13 protein-coding genes are annotated in these 18,508 nt (G+C 60.3%); all 13 read right to left on the reverse strand.

What is annotated here, in order from left to right:
• Positions 1 to 184 precede the first annotated feature (184 nt).
• Positions 185 to 1,636 carry a mannose-1-phosphate guanylyltransferase/mannose-6-phosphate isomerase gene (locus ACSFE6_RS26805; protein WP_435430417.1) on the reverse strand — a complete coding sequence of 484 codons (1,452 nt, stop codon included), beginning with the start codon at positions 1,634 to 1,636 and terminating at the stop codon, positions 185 to 187.
• Between the two features lie 99 nt (positions 1,637 to 1,735).
• Positions 1,736 to 2,392 (reverse strand): alginate O-acetyltransferase AlgF, encoded by a 657-nt coding sequence (locus tag ACSFE6_RS26810; protein ID WP_435430418.1) that lies wholly within the window; start codon positions 2,390 to 2,392, stop codon positions 1,736 to 1,738.
• 17 nt (positions 2,393 to 2,409) lie between these two features.
• On the reverse strand, positions 2,410 to 3,585 hold the full coding sequence (locus ACSFE6_RS26815; RefSeq protein WP_435430419.1) for an alginate O-acetyltransferase: 1,176 nt from the start codon (positions 3,583 to 3,585) through the stop codon (positions 2,410 to 2,412).
• Between the two features lie 11 nt (positions 3,586 to 3,596).
• Complete coding sequence (locus ACSFE6_RS26820) at positions 3,597 to 5,156, reverse strand: MBOAT family O-acyltransferase (protein WP_435430420.1); 1,560 nt, start codon at positions 5,154 to 5,156, stop codon at positions 3,597 to 3,599.
• Positions 5,157 to 5,370: 214 nt separating this feature from the next.
• Positions 5,371 to 6,486, reverse strand: a complete 1,116-nt coding sequence (locus ACSFE6_RS26825; protein ID WP_435430421.1) for a mannuronate-specific alginate lyase — start codon at positions 6,484 to 6,486, stop codon at positions 5,371 to 5,373.
• 8 nt (positions 6,487 to 6,494) lie between these two features.
• A complete protein-coding gene (locus ACSFE6_RS26830; protein ID WP_435430422.1) occupies positions 6,495 to 7,946 on the reverse strand; it encodes an alginate O-acetyltransferase in 1,452 nt (483 codons plus the stop codon).
• Positions 7,947 to 7,956: 10 nt separating this feature from the next.
• The gene (gene algG / locus ACSFE6_RS26835) at positions 7,957 to 9,531 is read right to left on the reverse strand and encodes a mannuronan 5-epimerase AlgG (protein ID WP_435430423.1); all 1,575 of its coding nucleotides are present in this window, start codon (positions 9,529 to 9,531) and stop codon (positions 7,957 to 7,959) included.
• 26 nt (positions 9,532 to 9,557) lie between these two features.
• Positions 9,558 to 11,042, reverse strand: coding sequence for an alginate export family protein (locus tag ACSFE6_RS26840; protein WP_435430424.1), 1,485 nt, complete (start codon positions 11,040 to 11,042; stop codon positions 9,558 to 9,560).
• Positions 11,039 to 12,535, reverse strand: a complete 1,497-nt coding sequence (algK, locus tag ACSFE6_RS26845) for an alginate biosynthesis TPR repeat lipoprotein AlgK (protein WP_435430425.1) — start codon at positions 12,533 to 12,535, stop codon at positions 11,039 to 11,041. Before algK ends, ACSFE6_RS26840 begins: the two co-directional genes overlap by 4 nt.
• 15 nt (positions 12,536 to 12,550) lie before the next feature.
• Positions 12,551 to 13,720: a PilZ domain-containing protein gene (locus ACSFE6_RS26850; protein WP_435430426.1), complete on the reverse strand. Its 1,170-nt coding sequence runs from the start codon at positions 13,718 to 13,720 to the stop codon at positions 12,551 to 12,553.
• 35 nt (positions 13,721 to 13,755) lie between these two features.
• Entirely contained in the window at positions 13,756 to 15,237 is a 1,482-nt protein-coding gene (gene alg8 / locus ACSFE6_RS26855) for a mannuronan synthase (protein WP_435430427.1), read from the reverse strand.
• 149 nt (positions 15,238 to 15,386) lie between these two features.
• Positions 15,387 to 16,703, reverse strand: coding sequence for a nucleotide sugar dehydrogenase (locus tag ACSFE6_RS26860; protein WP_435430428.1), 1,317 nt, complete (start codon positions 16,701 to 16,703; stop codon positions 15,387 to 15,389).
• An 824-nt stretch (positions 16,704 to 17,527) separates the two neighbouring features.
• Complete coding sequence (gene yaaA, locus ACSFE6_RS26865) at positions 17,528 to 18,307, reverse strand: peroxide stress protein YaaA (protein WP_435430429.1); 780 nt, start codon at positions 18,305 to 18,307, stop codon at positions 17,528 to 17,530.
• Between the last annotated feature and the right edge of the window lie 201 nt (positions 18,308 to 18,508).

The following is an 18,508-nucleotide window of genomic DNA, read 5'->3' on the forward strand; positions in this document are numbered from 1 at the left end:
TGGGTAAGCTTGGTTCTTCCCTTCTGTTTTTGTGAGAGAAACAAAAAAAAAACGTGGAGGGCACCCCTCCCCCCTAGAGGGGGGCCCGTTAAGGCAATGCAAAACTCAAAAAAAAAGCCCCCGACCAACCCGCTGCGGATAGGGGACGCAGCAGGTCGGTCAGGGGCTCAAGGTTTACAGAGGTTTACTGCGCGATGGTTTTCACCGACACGCCACGCTCGATCGGGGTGGTGCGACCGTAGATATCTTCGAACCGCTCGATATCGTCCTCGCCCAGGTAGCTGCCCGATTGAACTTCGATGATTTCCAATGGGATCTTGCCCGGGTTGCGCAGGCGATGCACCGAGGCGATCGGGATGTAGGTCGACTGGTTCTCAGTCAGCAGGAAAACATTCTCATCGCAGGTCACCTCGGCAGTGCCGCTGACGACGATCCAGTGTTCGGCGCGGTGGTGGTGCATCTGCAGCGACAGGCATGCGCCCGGTTTGACCGAGATGTGCTTGACCTGGAAGCGACCGCCCATGTCCACCGAGTCGTAGGAACCCCACGGACGGTAGACTTCGCAGTGGTTCTGGGTTTCGCTGCGGCCCTGTTCGTTGAGGGTGTTGACCATCTGTTTCACGCCTTGGACCTTGTCCTTGTGCGCGATCATCATGGCGTCCTTGGTCTCCACGACCACGATGTTTTCCAGGCCGATCACCGACACCAGTTTGCCGTTGCCGTGGATCATGCAGTTGCGGCTGTCCTGGACCACCACGTCGCCTTTGGTGACGTTGCCGTTGGCGTCTTTCGGGTTGACCTCCCACAGCGATGACCAGCAACCGACATCGCTCCAGCCCGCGGTCAGCGGCACGACGCAGGCACGCTGGGTCTTTTCCATCACGGAGTAGTCGATGGAGTTGTCCGGGCAGCAGGCGAAGGTGGCTTCGTCAATGGTGACGGAGTCGGCGTCCTGCTGGCTGCGCTCCAGGGTCAGCAGGCAGGTGTCGTAGATGTCCGGGTCGTGCTTTTTCAGCTCTTCCAGGAAGCGGCTGGCGCGGAACAGGAACATGCCGCTGTTCCAGAAGTAACCGCCGGACTGGACGTATTCGGTGGCGCGTTTGACGTCGGGTTTTTCGACGAAGTGCGACACGCGGCTGACGCCTTCAGGCAGCAGCGAATCGTTGGTCGACTTGATGTAGCCGTAGCCGGTTTCAGGTTTGGTGGCCGGGACGCCGAACAGCACCATTTCGCCGTTTTCGGCGGCGACGGTGGCCAGGGCCAGGGCACGTTGCAGGGCTTTCTGGTCTTCGAGGACGTGGTCGGCCGGCAGCACGAGCATCAACTCGTCGCGACCTTCATTGACCAGCATCATCGCGGTCAGCGCCACGGCCGGTGCGGTGTTGCGGCCGAACGGTTCCATCAGGATGCGCTGGGTTTCCAGTTTGCGGGCGGCCAGTTGCTCGTTGACGATGAAACGGTGGTCCTTGTTGCAGACCACGATCGGCGTGTCCATGCCTTCGAACACCAGGCGCTCCAGGGTTTGCTGGAACAAGGTGTGTTCGCCGGTCAGGGCCAGGAACTGTTTAGGGAACTGCTTGCGCGAAAGCGGCCAAAGACGTGAACCGCTACCACCGGAGAGGATGACTGGAATCATGGTGTAACTCCTATAAATTCAGTTGAATGCTGCAAGCTTCAAGCGGCAAGTTAGATGCGCTTTTCTTGAAGCTTGTGGCTTGTAGCTAATAGCTCGTGCTTAGCGCGTCGATACCGGGCGTTTTACCCAGACTGGCGACAGGCTGCTGCCGCTGCCGGTGACGTACAGCACCGCGGCTTCACCGCGTTCCAGGGCGACCGGTTTCACGTCGCCGACTTTCGTTGCACCATCGTATAGCGCCAGGCTGACTTTCACCGGGTTGATTTCACGCTCGCCACGGCCCTTGGGAGCCACGTTCGGCACTACGTCGGTCTTGCCATCGGCGGTCTTCAGGGTCAGCGCCTTGTCGCTGAGGTTCTGCACACGGACCAGGGATTTCTGTTTGTTCTTGAACGGCGGCTCTTCGATCAGTTGCGGCGCGCCGCTGGCGTTGTTGACCAGGGTGTAATAGTGGTCACCGGCCAGTTTCACCGGCAGCGTCTGGCTGCCGACCTTGGCGCTGTAGTCGCCGCCCGGCATGAAGCTGAAATCACTGCTGGACAACGGCGCGACGTCGCTCAGGTTGGTGCTGCCAACGGTGGCGCTGACTTCGGCGTTGCCGGCGTTGTAGATGCGCACGAAGGTCGAGCCTTTCGGGGCGGTCGGGCCGTACAACGCAGCATCGCCAGCGGCGAAGGCCTGCATCGAGAGCACACTCATACCAGCAACCAGTGCAAAGGTCTTGGCGAGACGACGAGGAGTAGTCGTGAAAGTCATGGAAGTACCTCTCTCTTTCAGTTTTGCGCCCGGTCGGGCGTCTCGGATTTAGTGTTGATTGCTACGTTTTGTTGGCGGGCGCCGGCTTGTTTAAGCTCTGCGACCCACTGCGGGTCGGCGTCGCCGATTTCGTTGTTCACAGGCAGATATCGTTCAGGAAACTCCCAGATCAGCACCTGAGGCGGGCTGTTCTTGAAAGCGTCACTTTTCAGGTAACTGAGCATTGGCAGGATCGGGCCGTGGCCGTCTTCGGCGTAATTGACCACGTCGCTGCGCAGGGCTTGCTTGAGTGCGCCGACGAAGTTCCAGTTGGGGTTGGCGCTGTAGCTGGTGCCGATCAGCGCTACCGGTACTTCGGTGTTGGCGAACAAGGCATCGTCACCGGCAGGCTGATCGCCAGCGGCCACGGTGTTGCGCTTTTGCAGCGGCTCTTGCGCCGGCATCATGTTTTCGAACAGCGGGTCCAGCGGCAGGAACAGACGCAGGTCGCCCTTGTGTGTGATCTTCTCCGCAGGCTCGGTGACGAAGTCCTGCGGTTCGCCGCTCAGCGGGAACTTGTCGGCAATGGTTTTGGCCAGGCGGTTGGCGGCGATCTCGGCGCCTTCCGGGGTCCAGTGAGTGTCGGTGCGCAGGAACACCTGCTTGCCGTCGTTTTTGGCCGCTTGCAACGGGCCGAGCAGGTCCGGTGCCGGAATCCGGTCGGCCGCCAGGCGCTGGTGGAAGTCCTTGTACAAATTGGCGTGGATGCTGGCCGGTTTCACCTCGCCGAGGTGTTCCGGGTACAGGCGCACCTTGGCCGGCACCACCGCCATCACCAGTTGCACGCCTTTGGCTTTCAGGGTCTGGCGCACGCCTTCGACCAGCGCGTAGTTGCCTTGCAGGTTCAGCTCTTCGTTGACGACCGGGTGGAATTCTTCATCGCTGTACAACCACTGGTCGCGACCGAGCACCACGCCCGGACGACCTTCGTTGAACAGTTTGAAATCCAGTGCGGCCCAGAGGTTGGTGCCCAGGCGCTTGATCGGGAACTCGTCGTCGTAGTGCGTCTCCACCGCCTTGGTCCAGCGGCCGTTGAGCACCGTCGCGTCGGCGTTGGTGCTGAAGCCCAGGAAGCTGCGAACCGACCACAGGCCCAGGGCCAGTAGCGTCAGCAGAAACAGGGCGATGTAGAAGATGCGTAATGAGCGGGTCATGATCAGATCCCTCAGAACTGGAAGTAAAGGAACGGCGAGAAGCTCTGCGCCGAGAGTTTGAGAATCGAAGCGATGAACAGCAGCAGCACCAGGGCACGCATCACGTAGCGCGACCAGTCAGCAGTCCAGTAGGCCGGTTGCACCTGGGCTTCGACGCCGACGGTGTAGCCAGGCTGGTGGATGCTGGCCGGGTTATCCCCAGGCACGGCTTTGATCGTTCCGGTGGTTGCGCCCGCTGGACCGTCGATATTCACTTCAGGCTTGGTCTTGACCGGCGGCTGATTGGTGTAGAAATCGCGCAGGCCAAAAAACGCCAGGGTCACGTAAGCCACGATCAGGGTTGCCACCTGCAAGCCGGTGAGGTTGGCCTGGTTGAGCTCCGACAGCGACCAGTCACCGAAGCTGAACATGGCGCCGTACATCCGACCGGCCACGTGCAGGTTCTCGGCACGGAAGATCACCCAGCCCATCACCACCAGCAGGAAGGTCAGCGCCCAGCGGATCGGGTTGAAGCTGCGCGGCGTGGTGTTCAGGCCGATGGCTTTTTCAATCGCCAGCCACATGCCGTGCCACGCACCCCAGACGATGTAGGTGATGTTCGCGCCGTGCCACAGACCACCGAGCAGCATGGTCAGGAACAGGTTGCGATAGGTCATCAGCGTGCCTTTGCGGTTGCCGCCCAGGGTGATGTACAGGTAGTCACGCAGCCAGGTGGACAGGCTGATGTGCCAGCGGCGCCAGAACTCGGTGATCGACTGGCTGACGTAGGGCTGCTTGAAGTTTTCCATGAAGCGGAAACCCATCATCAGGCCCAAGCCGATGGCCATGTCGCTGTAGCCGGAGAAGTCGAAATACAGCTGCGCGGTGTACGCCAAAGCGCCGAGCCAGGCATCGCCCGTGGTTGGGTTTTGCAGGGCGAAGCAATGGTCGGCCACCACCGCCAGGGTGTCGGCGATGAAGACTTTCTTGATGAAACCCTGCATGAACCGCGTGCAGCCCTCGGAGAATTTGTCGAGGGTGTGGGTGCGGTTGTTGAACTGGTCGGCCAGGTCGCGGAAACGCAAAACCGGGCCGGCGATCAGGTGCGGGAAGATCGCCACGAACGCCGCGAAGTCGATCAGGTTGCGGGTCGCCGGGGTGTCGCCACGGTAGACGTCGATGATGTAGCTGATGGACTCGAAGATGTAGAACGAGATACCGATCGGCAACAGCACGTGGGTCAGGATGAACGGTTCCAGGCCCACGGACGTCATCATGGCGTTGATGCTGTCGACGCCGAAGTTGGCGTACTTGAAGTAACCGAGGATGCACAGGTCGACGGCCACGCCGAGCAGCAGCCAGCGCTGCGCCGGTTTGGTCTTGACCCCGGTGGCACCAACCTTCAGGCCGATCCAGTAGTTCCAGACGGTGACGGCCGCGAACAGCGCCAGGAAGTCCACACGCCACCAGGCGTAGAACACGTAGCTGGCGATCAGCAGCAGCAAATTGCGATAGCGTTGCCCGCTCAGGTAGTACAAGCCGAGAAAGATCGGCAAGAACAAAAACAGGAATACGTTGGACGAAAAAACCATCCCGATCTCTCCTTGTTTAACCAACATTCAAGGGCCAACGGCCCCCCAAAACCCCCCATAGAAAACCGGGGGGCATTACACAAATCTCAAACCCGACACCGATCCCTGTAGGAGCCGAGCTTGCTCGCGATGACGGAGTGTCAGTCGACATCTGTGTTGAATGTCAGACCGCGATCGCGAGCAAGCTCGGCTCCTACAGGGATTTGTGTTTGTCCTAAGAACCCTTGTTGCCTTTTTCATTGGCCGGGTCGTAGACCTTGGTCAGGTCACCCCCCAGGCGGAAGGTCTTGAACGGTTGCATCTTGTGCTTCTTCTGCAGCACATCCGCCGAGCAGGTGTAGAGCGTGCAGAACGGTTCGAGCCAGGCGAATTTCATGTCCTCTTTCAAGTCGGTCATGTCCTGCTCTTTACCGTTTTTCTTTTCGAACTGATCCGGGTCTTTCACCCCGGCGAGCACGCGATCCCCCAGGCGTTTCAATGCGCCGTTGTTTTCCTGGCGCAGATCCACACCATTGACCTGGGCGAAACTGGCGATCATCGCCAGCGGCGGCAGGGCGTAGTTGTGGTAGGCGAGGGCGCGTTGCTGGCGCTTGAGTTCGTTGGGCAGGTAGCCGTCGGCGTCGACCTGGTTGGCGCCGACCTTGTATTCCTTCACCGCCCAATCGAACAGGTCGCGGCGGTTGGTGGCGACGGAGGTCGCCATCACCGACCAGGCGGCCCAGTACGAATGGTTGTTGGTCTTGTCCAGCGGCAGGTTGTCCCAGTCGCTGACCACCTGGTCGGCCATTTTGCTGAACCAGGCTTCGATCAGTTGCGACTCCTGCTGGTGGTTGGCCAGCGGATGGGAGTCGGAGAACTTCAGGCGAATGTACGACGACGCCATGCTGCCCAGTGCCCATTTGCGCATGGACTTGCCGGTATGGTTGAAGTCCTTGGACATCAACGCGTCCGCCCGAGCCCAAGTAGCCAACCAGTTCAACGTGCACTCCAGTTGTTCCGGGCGACCGTCACGCATGAACTGCATCACCCGCTTGCTGGTACCGCGCTCGATTTTGGTGATGTCGGCGGTGCTGTCGCGGAAGGCTTTTTCCGATTGCACGTTCAGGGTCGCGCGGGCCTTGTCCGAGCCTTCGTACTTGCTGCGAAATTGCAGCGAGCCGGTGTAGGGCGTCGGCACGGCCTCGCAGCCTTCGCTTTTGTCACCGGTTTTGACTTTTTCGATTGGCGCGAAGTAACCCTGGGGCGGACGCAGGGGCGCGGCCGCTTGTGTCGCTCCGGCGAACATCGCCAGGCTCAACAGTGTCAGTGTTGCAAGTTTCGGATATCGCATGGCAGACCTCATTGCCCGAGCGAAGCAGTACGCTGCTCCGCGCCCGGGAATACGTTGCGTTTGCAGATTTTCGCGTCGACCTTCTGTGGCGCGGCGCCTGCTTTTTCAGGCCCCTGGATTTCAACGGCTAGCAGGTTCTGCGAGGCCCAGTCTTCGTCCGTGCGCAACTCGAAGGCGAAACGTCCGTCGGTTTCGGAGGTTTCCGGTTTATCGATCTTGATGTCCTCGTGGCGCCCGTTCATGTACCAGAGGGTGGCTTGCAGGGTTTTCACCGAGGTATCGGCGAAGCGGATATCGACCTGGTGACTGCTGTTGCGCAGGTCGAGGTTTTTGCTGTTGACCATCAGTTCGTTTTTGCCCGGTTTCAGCGTGGTGCTGCCGGACATCTGTGCATCCTTGCCTTCGCAACCGTTGTCCAGCAGCGCCATCATCTGGCGGTAGATGGTTTCCTGGTCGAGGCGATAGAGCGGCGAGAATTCCCAGATGAGAATCTTCGGCGGGTTCTTCTGGAACTCGTCGCTGCCCAGGTACTGCAGCATCGAACCTTCCAGGCCGCCGCCGGGGAACGCCACGTTGAGAATGTCGGCGCCGATGGCCTCTTCGAGGAAACCGGCGAAGTTGTAGTTCTTGCCACTGTGGGAGGTGCCCACGAGGGTGATTTGCGGGTTGCCGGAATCGCCGAACAGGTCGCCATCGCCCGCTTCGCCCTTGGGCTCTGTGGTGAATTGATCCATGTACTGGATCGCGTAGCTGGTGCCACAGAGTTGACCGGCCATGTTGTGCAATGTTCCGGTCTTGCCCATGCGACCCGACTTGTGGGTCTCGAATTCACGCTTGGGAATGTCGGCGAAGGCCGGGATCTGCTTGACCTTTTCCGCGACGATTTTCGCCGTGCGCTGGGCGCCATACGGAGTCCAGTGCTGGTCGCCGCGGAAGTAGAAATCATGGGCCGGCAGGGTGTCGGGCAGCGACTCGTTGGTCAGCGGCGACAGGTCCGGCACGACATAGCCCATCTGCGCGAAACGGCCGAGCATGGTCTTGTAGTTGCGCAGCGCCTTGTCGAAATCGAAGCTGGCTTTCTCCGCCGGATTCAACTTGTTGCGGTTCACCAGGCCACGGGTCGGCTGGTAAACGACGACCAGCTCCACGCCCTTGCTCTTGAACGCATCGTGCAGCTGCTTCATGCGTTTGTATCCGGCGGGGGTGGTGTCGAATTCGGTGCGCAAGTCTTCCTGTGTACGGAACAACCAATCGCCCTGAGCCTGCACCAGGGTGGTGAAGTTCTGCTGATATCGGGTGGTGTAGTTCTTCGGATCGTGGGCGGCCGGGCACAGGCTGCAGCACGGCTCGGCGCTGAACTTGGGCGCTTGGACTTCATCGGCGCGCGCACTGGAGCTGGCGGCGAGAATGCCGGCGGTCAGGGCCGATAGGCTGAGTAATTTGATCAGGTGTGGGTGCATAAAATTATCCTCAGTCCCGCATTTCGGTCTGGCGCTCGACAGGGTCGATCAGCACGGCTTTCTGCTGGCGCACCAGCAGGTCGAGAATTTCATCCTGGCGCTCGCCGAGAATCCCCGAGAAGCTGATGCCGCTGGATTTGGTCGGTGCGAGCATGGACACGCGGTAAAGCTCCACGCTCAACGGTGAGTCGATGGACAGCGGGCCGCTGCCGTTGGCCGCCAGTTCACCGCCGACCACGATCAGCGACACCTGGGCGTCGAACGGGTCGAGCTTGATGTCACGGTCGGTGTTGGTGAGGTCCTTGATGTGCCCGTAGACGCCGGTCAAGCCGTTGGCCATGGCGACGTTTTCGTACAGGCGAATGTTCACGCTGTTACGAATGCGGATGCCGTGGCGACGGTTGCTCAGCACCTTGTTGCCCCACAATAGGTTGTCGGCACTCTCGTAGAGGGTGATGCCGTCGGTGTGGTTCTGGTAGACCTCGTTGTGGGCGATCAGGTTGTTGACACTGTTACGGTCGATCACGATGCCGGACAACTTGTTGTCGTAGGTGCGGTTGTTGAAGATGAAGCTGTCGTTGACCTCACGGGAAATAATGATCCCGTGCTTCTTCTTGGTTCCGTACACCGTGTTCTCGGCAATGATCAGACCGTGCGAACGGTCGTGCGGGTCGATGCCGTAGACGATGTTGTCTTTGTAGGTGTTGCCCTTGACCACGAAGTCGCGGGTTTCATAGCAGTAAAAGCCGTACCACATGTCCGAGAACTCGGAACCGACGATCCAGCCGGTCGGTTCAGGGCGCTTGAGCACCTTGGCCATGTTCGGCGTGTACTGGGAAATACTCACGCCGTAGGACTTACTGTTGGCGTAGCCGAAGCTGGCGATCTTGCTGTTGGCGATGTAGGTCTCGGTGCCACCCCAGGCCAGCAGGAACGGACGGAATTCCTTGGGCGAGTTGAACGTCGCCGGGCCGTTGTCCTTCTCGCGCCAGCCGGTGATTTTGGTGTCGCGCACAAAGAGTTGGCCGTCGTTGACCAGGAACGAACCGGCCTCCTGGGACAGGCGCAGTTCCTGGGTCTGCTTGTCGATTTCGAGGATGCCGTGACGGCCGACCACGATCGGCAACTTCGCCAGGAATACGCCCGGCGAGGTTTCGATGACGTACTTGGGCTGCTTCTTCGCCACGTCCTTGAGGTTCATGTAACCGTCGTCGACGAAGATCGCCTGGGGGATGCCGTGCTGACGCACCACCCACTCGGCCATCTTGTTGTCGCCGCCGATGAAGTCCTTCAGGGCGTCTTCCTGCATCATCCGACGCACGCTGACTTTGCCGGCCTTGCTGCGCACGACCTTCGCGGCGACGGCCTCGGCGGTGTAGCCCGAAAGATCCGGCAGTTTCGGCGTGGCCAGTTCCAGCGGCGCGGTCGGTGCGCTGCTGACGGTGTAGGTCTTGGCCTGCTGCAGTTCCTTGGCCAGGGTGGCCGGCTTGGCGGCCGGCTCCACATTGGCGAAGGCAGTCGCGCTGGCCAGCAGCATCGCGCTGGCCAACAGGCTGATCGAGCCTTTCATGGCTAGATGATTCATCCGGGAGACTCCCTTCGCAATGTGCATCAGAAGCGCCAGATCACGTCGATGAACGCGCGGTGCATGTACGAATCGACTTCTTTGCCATAGGCGTCACCCGGCTTGAACACGCCACCACGGAAGCGCACCAGGGCCGAAGGTTCGTCGACCGCCTGGCTCAGCGAAGCCGGCAACAGGCCTTGCTTGAAGTACTTGGTGACCACCAGGTCCATTTCCTGACCCATGTCTTTTTCGCCATCGTTGAGCGGCAGCGAGGTGCTGGACAGCACGGCGCCGGTCACGTCATCGGTGTTGTTCTGCACTGCGTCGATGCCGTTGCTGCCCACTGGCTTGTTGCCGTCGACACGCCAGAACTTGTGGTAGATCAGGCTGGCGTCGTATTCGTCGTTGAGCATCCAGGAACCGAACAGCGTGGCGGTTTGCAGGTTGTTCATTTCGCCACGGAAGGCTTCGCCGAAGCGGTGCACCCGCGAGCGGGTACCGGTGAAGTTCGAGCGGTTACTTTCCAGGCCGTTCTGTTCATAGTCTTCGCTGGCGCGGGCGTAAGCCGCACCGACTTGCCACTGCGGATCGAGGCGCAGACGTACGCCCAGATCGGTGGCCCAGCCGTCGACATCGCCGCTGCGCTTGGCTTGCGCCGGTGCGGTGCCATCGGCGTTCAACGGGTTGACCGTGTCGCGGTCGCCGCTCATGCCGGTGATGCTGCCCCAGTAGTTGAGGGTGTTGGTGTTGCGCCAGTTGTAGGCGTCGCTGTCGGCGGTCAGGCCCAGCCAGCTGATGTCGCCGTTCTGTTTCTTGTCCAGCGAATCGCTGGGCTCACCCGGGGTCGGGTAGTCGAGCTTGCCGTCATCGTGGGTGTGATGACCGCGAATGCCGACCCAGTTGCCGGGCGTCCACTGATACGCCGCATCGGCATAGGCGTGCAGGCGATCCTTGTCCTCGGGCGCCAGCTCTTTCAAGTCGGTGCGGTACTCGCTGAAGCGTTCGGCGACACCGACGTTGGCGCGCAGCAGGGTGGTGTCGAAGGTCCAGTTCAGGGCTTCGATGTTGGTGTCGCGCCATTGGCCGTCGTCGTTGCGCAGGCGCTGGCGGCCGAACTTGAGGATCTCGCCGGGGTAGGGCGTGAAGCCGCTGTAGCCGACCCAGAACTCGCGCATGGCCAGGTAGTTTTTCTTGGTTTCGCGATCACCGTTGTCAGTGTTCTGCGCGCCATCGGATTGTTGCAGGGTGTCGGTCTCGATGATGTCGGTGGACGTCACGGCCTGACCCATGGCGAAGGCGCTCCACGCGCCGCTTTCGCCATAGACCCAAGGGCGCAGGTCAAGGCCGACGCCATTGACATCACCGCCACTGGCGGTGCCCAGGTCGCGGTCGTCTTCGAACTGGCCGGTGATTTTCACGTCCAGGCCAAAGTTTTTGGTTTCTTCGGTCATCGCCGCCAGCGTCGGGCACGACCAGATCATTGCGAACGTCAGGCCGATACCGGCCTTCATGAATGGATTCAATTTCATAGGGCTTCCTCGCCGTCTTCTTGCAGGGCCTGCAGCTGTGGCGTGTTCTGGCTCAAGGCACCGCGAACGGCCTGTTCCTGTTTCAACAGGCGTTGGGCTTCGGCCAATTGCGCAGGTGGCAGTTGGGCTTCGAGTGTTTGTGCAAGCTCGGTGGCTTGCGGGGTGTTCTGGGCTTTGGCGAGCTGGCTGAACACGTAGGCGTTGAGTGGGTCAGGCTTGGTGCCTTTGCCCTGGGAAAACAGTTGGGCAATGGCGAAGTCGGCACTGTTCTGGCCGTTGCGCGCAGCGGTCAGCAGGTGGTCCAGGGCCTTCTGCGGATAGACCTTGCCCAGGTAGCCGCGGCGGTAGATCTGGCCGAGGTAATAATCGGCGGCGACTTCACGGCCGACGGCTTTCTGGAAATGTTCCTCGGCGACCTTGGCGTCGGCCGGGACCATTTTGCCTTCGTAGTAGAGCTTGCCCAGCAACAGTTCGGCGCGGGGCTGGTCAGCGGCGCGGCCGTTGTCCAGGTACTTCATCATCTGGTCGACATCGCCCAGTTCGGGGAAGTCATAGATCAATTGCGCGAGGGTGACCCACGACGCCGGGTAGCCCGGGGCGATAGGTTCGAGCAGCGACTGCGCGGTTTTTTCATCGGTCTTGCCCAGGGTCGGATCGGCCAACACGCGAGCGACGCTGTCGACCCGTTGCGCCGACACCATGCCGCGACTATGGGCGGCTTGCAGTTGCTTGATCAGCTCGGCCTGTTGCTCCGGCTGAGCCTTCTTCTGATAGACCGTGGCCAGCTCGACGTAGCAGATGTCGGTGGTGTTGAGCGAGGCCTTGCAGATGGTTTCCACGTCATCCAGATGCTGGTCGTAGGTGCCCTGGGTGCGATACAGCAGTACTTGCGCCAGGCCTGCTTCCGGTTTGCCTTCGGCGCGCCATTGGCTGATCTGCTTCTGGGCGTCGACGTTGGGGAAGCTGTGCGGGAATTGCAGGTACAGCATCGCCAGCGGAATCAAGGTGTTGCCTTCGCCGGCGGCGGACGCCTTTTTCAACAGGCCTTCGGCTTCGAGATGCTCGGCTTCGGTAGCGCCGGGCTTGGCCACCAGCAGGCGGCCCAGACGTGCCTGGGCGCGCGGCGAAACGCTGGCCGCGGCGCGATAGGTCGCCTCGGCCTGTTTCATCTGCGCCGGGTCGCGGCTGTCCACCTGAATGTCGGCCAGGCCAACCTGGGCTTCGCTGTAACCCAGGTCTGCCAATTGCTGATAGTTCGCCGCAGCGGTGGCGGTGTCGCCACGCTTGAGCGCTTCATTGGCCAGGCGTTGGTCGGGCAGGCCGGCGCAGCCGGCGAGGCTCACCGCCAATGCCACTGCACACAGAGAACCCATGTGGGAGCGAGCCTGCTCGCGAAGCAGACGGCGCGGTGCATCAGACAAACCGAGTTGACCGGTTCGCGAGCAGGCTCGCTCCCACAGGGTCGGCGGTGTGTTGAGGGTAGGAGTCGTCACAGGCATGTCCTCCGGTTACAGACCAGCTGCCATGGCTTTGTCGATCAGCCAGCTCAGGTTCGGGCCACGGTCGCTGTTCACTTCCACCGGACGGCCGGCGAGGGTGCTGTCCAGGGCTTCGTCCGGCTGGATCAGGACACGGATGTCAGAAGACAGGTCAGCGCTTTTCAGGCTGGTGCTGCTGACGATCTTGCCGGTGCGGGTCTTGTCTTCACCGGCGACCTGGAAGCGCACGGCGGTGCCGGGCAGCACGTCGCCGAACTGACGGTAGGAGAAGCGCGCTTCAACATTGGCTTCGGTGTTGCGCGGCACCAGTTGGAAGATCACGTCACCCTTGCTGGCGTACTGACCGTTGGCAACCAGTTGCTGGCCCACGGTGCAATCGCACGGCGAGGTCAGGGTGCCGGTCATTTGCTTGCCGAACAGCTCCTCGACCTTGGCCGGTGCCAGTTGATCGTCTTGCAGGTGGCCCTTGAGTACGTCGAGCATGCTGGTGCTGAAAGTCGCCAGCGGAGCGCCTTTGGCGGCCACGCCGTCGGCTTTGACCAGGCTCTGTACGGTGCCGTCGCGAGGCATGGTGATGTTCACGCCCGCCACGCTGACCAGGCCGGCCTGGGCGTGGCTGACGAAGTACATGCCGTACACCGATTTGAAGATGAAACCGAACGCGGCCAGGCCGACGACGAAAATCCCCAGGCTGAAGGTCACGGCTTTCATGCGCCCGAACGCGCTCATGCCATGGCCGCCGTCCTTCATCTTGCGCGCCTTGGTGAAGTTGTCGCGCTGCAGGGTCGCCAGCACCTCGCCGATGCTGACGATGTCGCCGGCCAGGTGCGAGGTGATCAAGTGACGCAGGGTCGAAATGTCACGTGGTTCCAGGTTCTGGAACTGGCAACCGGTGCGGCCGGTTTCGCGATCGTAGGAGCGCACTTGCAGTTCGACGTCCATGGCCAGGCCAAGGTTGTCGATGATGAATTGCAGGCGGGCCTTGTACACGTCGCCGGTCTTGAGTGGCAGGTGTCCGGCATTGAAGGCCAGGCCACCGGCAGACAGGTCGATCACTCGCGCTTCGACCGGTGTACGGTCGGGACCAAAGAAACGTAGCTTGGCCGGAATTTTGACCCGGGCGTGTTGGCGCTGGGCTTCGGATTCGTGCACTACATTGGCGTTGACGGCGGTATTCATAAGGGCGTTTTCCTAGTTAATTCAGGCGAGTTCGGTCAGACCATCATCAGCAGCACGGCGACAAAAATGCTGCCGGCGGAGAAGGTCATGGTCCGAGACGACCAGGTGTTGAACCAACGTTGAAAGCTGGCGAGATCACGGGACAGAGAAGTGGGTTGGCGAGTCCAGGACTGTTGGTCGAGGCGGAAGAACACGTAGATCTTCACCAGGGCGCCGACGATCTGGTTGTAATAGAGAATCGCCGGGTAGGCCGGGCCGATCCGGTGGCCGGAGCAGGACAGCAACAGGGTCAGGATCAGGCGGGTGATGCCGATCCACAGCAGGTAGACCAGGATGAACGCGGTGCCGTACTTGAAGCTGGCAATCAACGCCACGGTCAGGCCCAGCAGGGAGGTCCACATCGACACGCGCTGATCGAACAGCACCACCGAGGTGAACGCACCGAGGCGCTTGATCCCCAGGCCCAGGGCACGGGAGTTCTGCCGCAGGTTGTTGCCGTACCAGCGGAACATCAGCTTGCGACTGGCTTTGATGAAGCTCTTTTCCGGTGGATGCTCGACGGTGTTGATCGCGGCATCGGGCACGTAGAAGGTGTCGTAGCCCAGGCGCATCAGGCTGAACCAGCTGGACTTGTCGTCGCCCGTGAGGAATTTGAAACGACCCAGGCGCCAGTGCTGCAGCGAGTCGCTTTCCACGTCGGCGATGAATTCCGGGTTGGTGACCACGGTGGCACGGAACACCGACATCCGCCCGGTCATGGTCAGCACGCGCTTGGACAGGGCCATCGAGCACATGTTGATGTGACGTTGGGCGAAGCGCAGCTTGTGCCATTCGCTCATGATGTAGCCGCCGCGCACTTCGCAGAACTCGTTGGTGGTCAGGCCACCGACGTTGCCGAACAGCTGGAACCACGGCACGGTCTTGCGCACCACGCCTTCGCCGAGCACGGTGTCGCCGTCGATCACCGCCACGACTGCGCGGTCGTCCGGCAGATGACGGGAGATGGCGCGGAAACCGTAGGCCAGGCCATCGCGCTTGCCGGTGCCGGGAATGCGCACGAAGTCGAGCTTGACCCGGGCCGGCGGGTTCATCCGCTTCCACAGGCTTTTGACCAGCAGCTCATCGGACATTTCCACGATGGAGCAGACCACGGTGGTCGGCAGGTCGCAGTCGATGGCTTCGCGAATCACCGAGCTGTAGACCTGCGCGGTGGTCAGCGCATCAATCCGGAAACTGGTGACCATCAGGAATACGTGAGACGGGTCCGCCGCCTTGCCCAGCTTGCGCACTTTGCGCCGCAGGTGCGGGTAGACCACGTACAGAAACAGCATGCCGCGCAGAAAGTGCGTGGCCCCCATCGAGTAGCGCCAGATACCGACGATACCGATCAGGAAAATGAAGTCCTTCGACTCGGGGTCGAAGGTGGAGACAGGCAACGCCACGGCGAGGCCCATCAGCAAACTTAGATAAAACAGCCAACCGGCGGCCTGGAGCAGGCCGTGCTTTAGCCTGAGCATAATTTGCATCCGTCTCGATCTCGGGTTAAGGCAGGCGTAAACATGTAGGAGCGAGCAAGCTCGCGATGGTCGCCAACGATGACGCTGGGTACCTGATACCCAGCGGTGTTCTCGGGTGCATCGCGAGCAAGCTCGCTCCTACAGGGGGCTTACCAGCAGATGCCTTCGGCGCGGCTTGTCGCGCTGGTGGCTTGGGACATGAAGCCCACCAGGTCGATTACCTGCTTGCCGTGGGGAACTTCCTGCACCAGGGCGCGGAATTTCTCGTCACGGTTGCCGAGGATGATCACGTCGGCGTTGTTGATCACAGCGTCGAAGTCGGAGTTGAGCAGCGAGGAAACGTGAGGAATCTTCGACTCGATGTAGTCCTTGTTCGCACCGTGAACGCGGGCGTACTCGACGTTGCTGTCGTAGATGTTCAGGTCGTAACCCTTGCCGATCAGCATTTCCGCCAGATCGACCAGCGGGCTTTCGCGCAGGTCATCGGTACCGGCCTTGAAGCTCAGGCCCAGCAGGGCGACTTTGCGTTTTTCGTGGCTGGAGACGATGTCGAAGGCGTTCTGCACCTGGGACTCGTTGCTGCGCATCAGCGAGTTGAGCAGCGGGGCTTCCACGTCCAGCGAACCGGCGCGGTAGGTCAGGGCGCGCACGTCCTTTGGCAGGCAGGAACCGCCGAAGGCGAAGCCCGGGCGCATGTAGTACTGGGACAGGTTCAGGGTCTTGTCCTGGCAGACCACGTCCATCACTTCACGACCGTCGACGCCGACAGCCTTGGCGATGTTGCCGATCTCGTTGGCGAAGGTCACCTTGGCGGCGTGCCACACGTTGCAGGTGTACTTGATCATCTCGGCGACGGCGATGTCCTTGCGGATGATCGGTGCGTCGAGCTCTTCGTACAGCGATTGCAGAACATCGCCCGAGGCCTTGTCGAACTCGCCGATCACGGTCATCGGCGGCTGGTCGTAGTCGGCGATGGCGGTGCTTTCACGCAGGAACTCAGGGTTCACGGCCACACCGAAATCAACGCCGGCCTTCTTGCCGGAGCAGTCTTCGAGAATCGGGATGACAACGTTTGCGACAGTGCCCGGCAGAACGGTGCTGCGCACCACGATGGTGTGGCGGGTGGTCTTGTCACGCAGGACAAAACCGATTTCGCGGCACACGGCTTCGATGTAGTTCAGTTCCAGGTCGCCGTTCTTCTTGCTTGGCGTGCCGACACAAATCATCGACAGGTCGGTATCACGAATCGCTTCGGCGAAGTTGGTGGTACCGCGCAGACGACCCGTCTGAATACCTTGGGCCAGAAGTTCGCCCAGACCCGGTTCAACGATTGGCGATTTGCCTGCGTTGATCATATCGATCTTGTCTTTGGCAACATCGACGCCGACGACGTCATGGCCCCGTGCAGACAGGCAACCGGCACATACCGCGCCAACGTAACCCAAACCAAATATGCTGATGCGCATCGCAATTACCTCTCAGTTATCAAGCCTGTAATTCATCAAGCCATTAAATGGCCAGAGTTCTGGTGTTCAGCAGTTGTAATGCACTTGGAAGTGCGCCTGACAGGCGTAGCAATACCCTGTAGTGGCATTAAAGTTCCGAGTGTCTAAATTAAGTGCACTCAAGGTGTGCGCAACTTGGGCTTATTGTTATGACTTGCCCTGTTATGCGGCAGATCCTCAGTTCCGAAGATATTCGTGCAATGTTCTTGTGCGCTCGATGTCAGGCAAAAAGCCCGTGGGTCAAGCGTTTGCATGCTCGGGTGAGCACGTTTATAGGGGCGCTGCCTTGGCCCTGTAGGGGATAGTCATCATCGTTTATCTCCTGTCCTTACTGTGTTGCCCAAATCAGGGAATGATCCGTGAAAGTTGAGGCTGCAACTTCGTTATATGAGTCCCTGTTCTGCGTAAGTCTTCTCCTACAGATACCGTGAGAATCGTTACGGGTGGTATGAGCGGTGCATTCAGACATAGTTCCGATCCGCCCATCGCGAATTCTGAAATTTCTTGAAATATTGAAAAAGATGGCACTGCTCTCATATTGATAGCACTTGCCATTTCGCCCTTTATATATAGGCGGATTATTGGATGGGATAGTTTTTTGCCACTACCGATAAAAATTTTCAGTGCCACTACTGAAAAAAAAGATCGTCGTCGAGTGAAACTAAAGTTAAAAAGTTGATCGATGTATTTTTGGCGCCATAAAAATGGCGATATAGGCGGGGGAAATGGCGTCAATCAACAGTCGGCGCGCGCAGTATTTTGCGAGCGTGCGCCGACCTGATTCATCATTCGGGGGCGTGATCGCGCAGGAACACCAAATTGTCCGGTTTGGATTGCTCGGCACTGTAGCGATAGCCTTGCACGTCGAACTGCTTGAGCGCGGCGGGGTCGTTGATGCGCTCTTCAATAACGAAGCGGCTCATCATGCCCCGGGCCTTTTTCGCGTAGAAACTGATGATCTTGTACTGGCCGTTCTTCAGGTCCTTGAACTCGGTATTGATAATGCGCGCGTTCAAGGCGTTGCGTTTGACCGCCGAGAAATACTCGTTGGAGGCCAGGTTTAGCAACACGTCATCGCCTTGATCGGCCAAGGCTTCGTTCAGCCACTCGCTGATGCGCGAGCCCCAGAAGGCATACAGGTCCTTGCCACGGGCATTGGCCAGTTTAGTGCCCATTTCCAGGCGATAGGGCTGCATCAGGTCCAGCGGACGCAGCAGGCCGTAGAGGCCGGAGAGCATGCGCAGATGTTGTTGGGCGTAGTCGAAATCGGCTTCGCTGAAGGTTTGCGCGTTCAACCCGGTGTACACATCCCCCTTGAACGCCAGCAACGCCTGTTTGGCGTTTTCAGGGGTAAAGGCCGGGGTCCAGCTGCCGAAGCGCGCAGCGTTGAGCCCGCCGATCTTGTCGGAGACGTGCATCAACTCGCTGATCTGCGCGGGCGTCAGGTCGCGCAATTGCAGGATCAATTCCTGGGAGTGGTCGAGGTACTGCGGCTGGGTAAAGCGCTGGATCGCCGGCGGTGTTTCGTAATCGAGGGTCTTGGCGGGTGAAATCACCATCAGCATGAAGTCGTCTCCTTTAATCGTGGGGGCGATTCTAGGGGGTTGACGGTGTTGACTCCAGCTATGAGCGTGATAGGTGATCGGTGGCTATCCACATTTCCCTGTGGGGGGGGGGGGGGGGGGGGGGGGGGGGGGGGGGGGGGGGGGGGGGGGGGGGGGGAGAGGGAGAGCATCGGGGAGGTCGCTTCTCAAGGAAGAGGGTGG

The sequence above is a fragment of the Pseudomonas baetica genome (assembly GCF_051216495.1).
In the GTDB taxonomy this organism is placed as follows: domain Bacteria; phylum Pseudomonadota; class Gammaproteobacteria; order Pseudomonadales; family Pseudomonadaceae; genus Aquipseudomonas; species Aquipseudomonas baetica_B.

Bases quoted from the DNA above. Each gene is read 5' to 3' on its own strand.
- ACSFE6_RS26805 (WP_435430417.1), bottom strand. From the start codon at position 1,636: ATGATTCCAGTCATCCTCTCCGGTGGTAGCGGTTCACGTCTTTGGCCG.
- ACSFE6_RS26810 (WP_435430418.1), bottom strand. From the start codon at position 2,392: ATGACTTTCACGACTACTCCTCGTCGTCTCGCCAAGACCTTTGCACTG.
- ACSFE6_RS26815 (WP_435430419.1), bottom strand. From the start codon at position 3,585: ATGACCCGCTCATTACGCATCTTCTACATCGCCCTGTTTCTGCTGACG.
- ACSFE6_RS26820 (WP_435430420.1), bottom strand. From the start codon at position 5,156: ATGGTTTTTTCGTCCAACGTATTCCTGTTTTTGTTCTTGCCGATCTTT.
- ACSFE6_RS26825 (WP_435430421.1), bottom strand. From the start codon at position 6,486: ATGCGATATCCGAAACTTGCAACACTGACACTGTTGAGCCTGGCGATG.
- ACSFE6_RS26830 (WP_435430422.1), bottom strand. From the start codon at position 7,946: ATGCACCCACACCTGATCAAATTACTCAGCCTATCGGCCCTGACCGCC.
- algG (WP_435430423.1), bottom strand. From the start codon at position 9,531: ATGAATCATCTAGCCATGAAAGGCTCGATCAGCCTGTTGGCCAGCGCG.
- ACSFE6_RS26840 (WP_435430424.1), bottom strand. From the start codon at position 11,042: ATGAAATTGAATCCATTCATGAAGGCCGGTATCGGCCTGACGTTCGCA.
- ACSFE6_RS26850 (WP_435430426.1), bottom strand. From the start codon at position 13,720: ATGAATACCGCCGTCAACGCCAATGTAGTGCACGAATCCGAAGCCCAG.
- alg8 (WP_435430427.1), bottom strand. From the start codon at position 15,237: ATGCTCAGGCTAAAGCACGGCCTGCTCCAGGCCGCCGGTTGGCTGTTT.
- ACSFE6_RS26860 (WP_435430428.1), bottom strand. From the start codon at position 16,703: ATGCGCATCAGCATATTTGGTTTGGGTTACGTTGGCGCGGTATGTGCC.
- yaaA (WP_435430429.1), bottom strand. From the start codon at position 18,307: ATGCTGATGGTGATTTCACCCGCCAAGACCCTCGATTACGAAACACCG.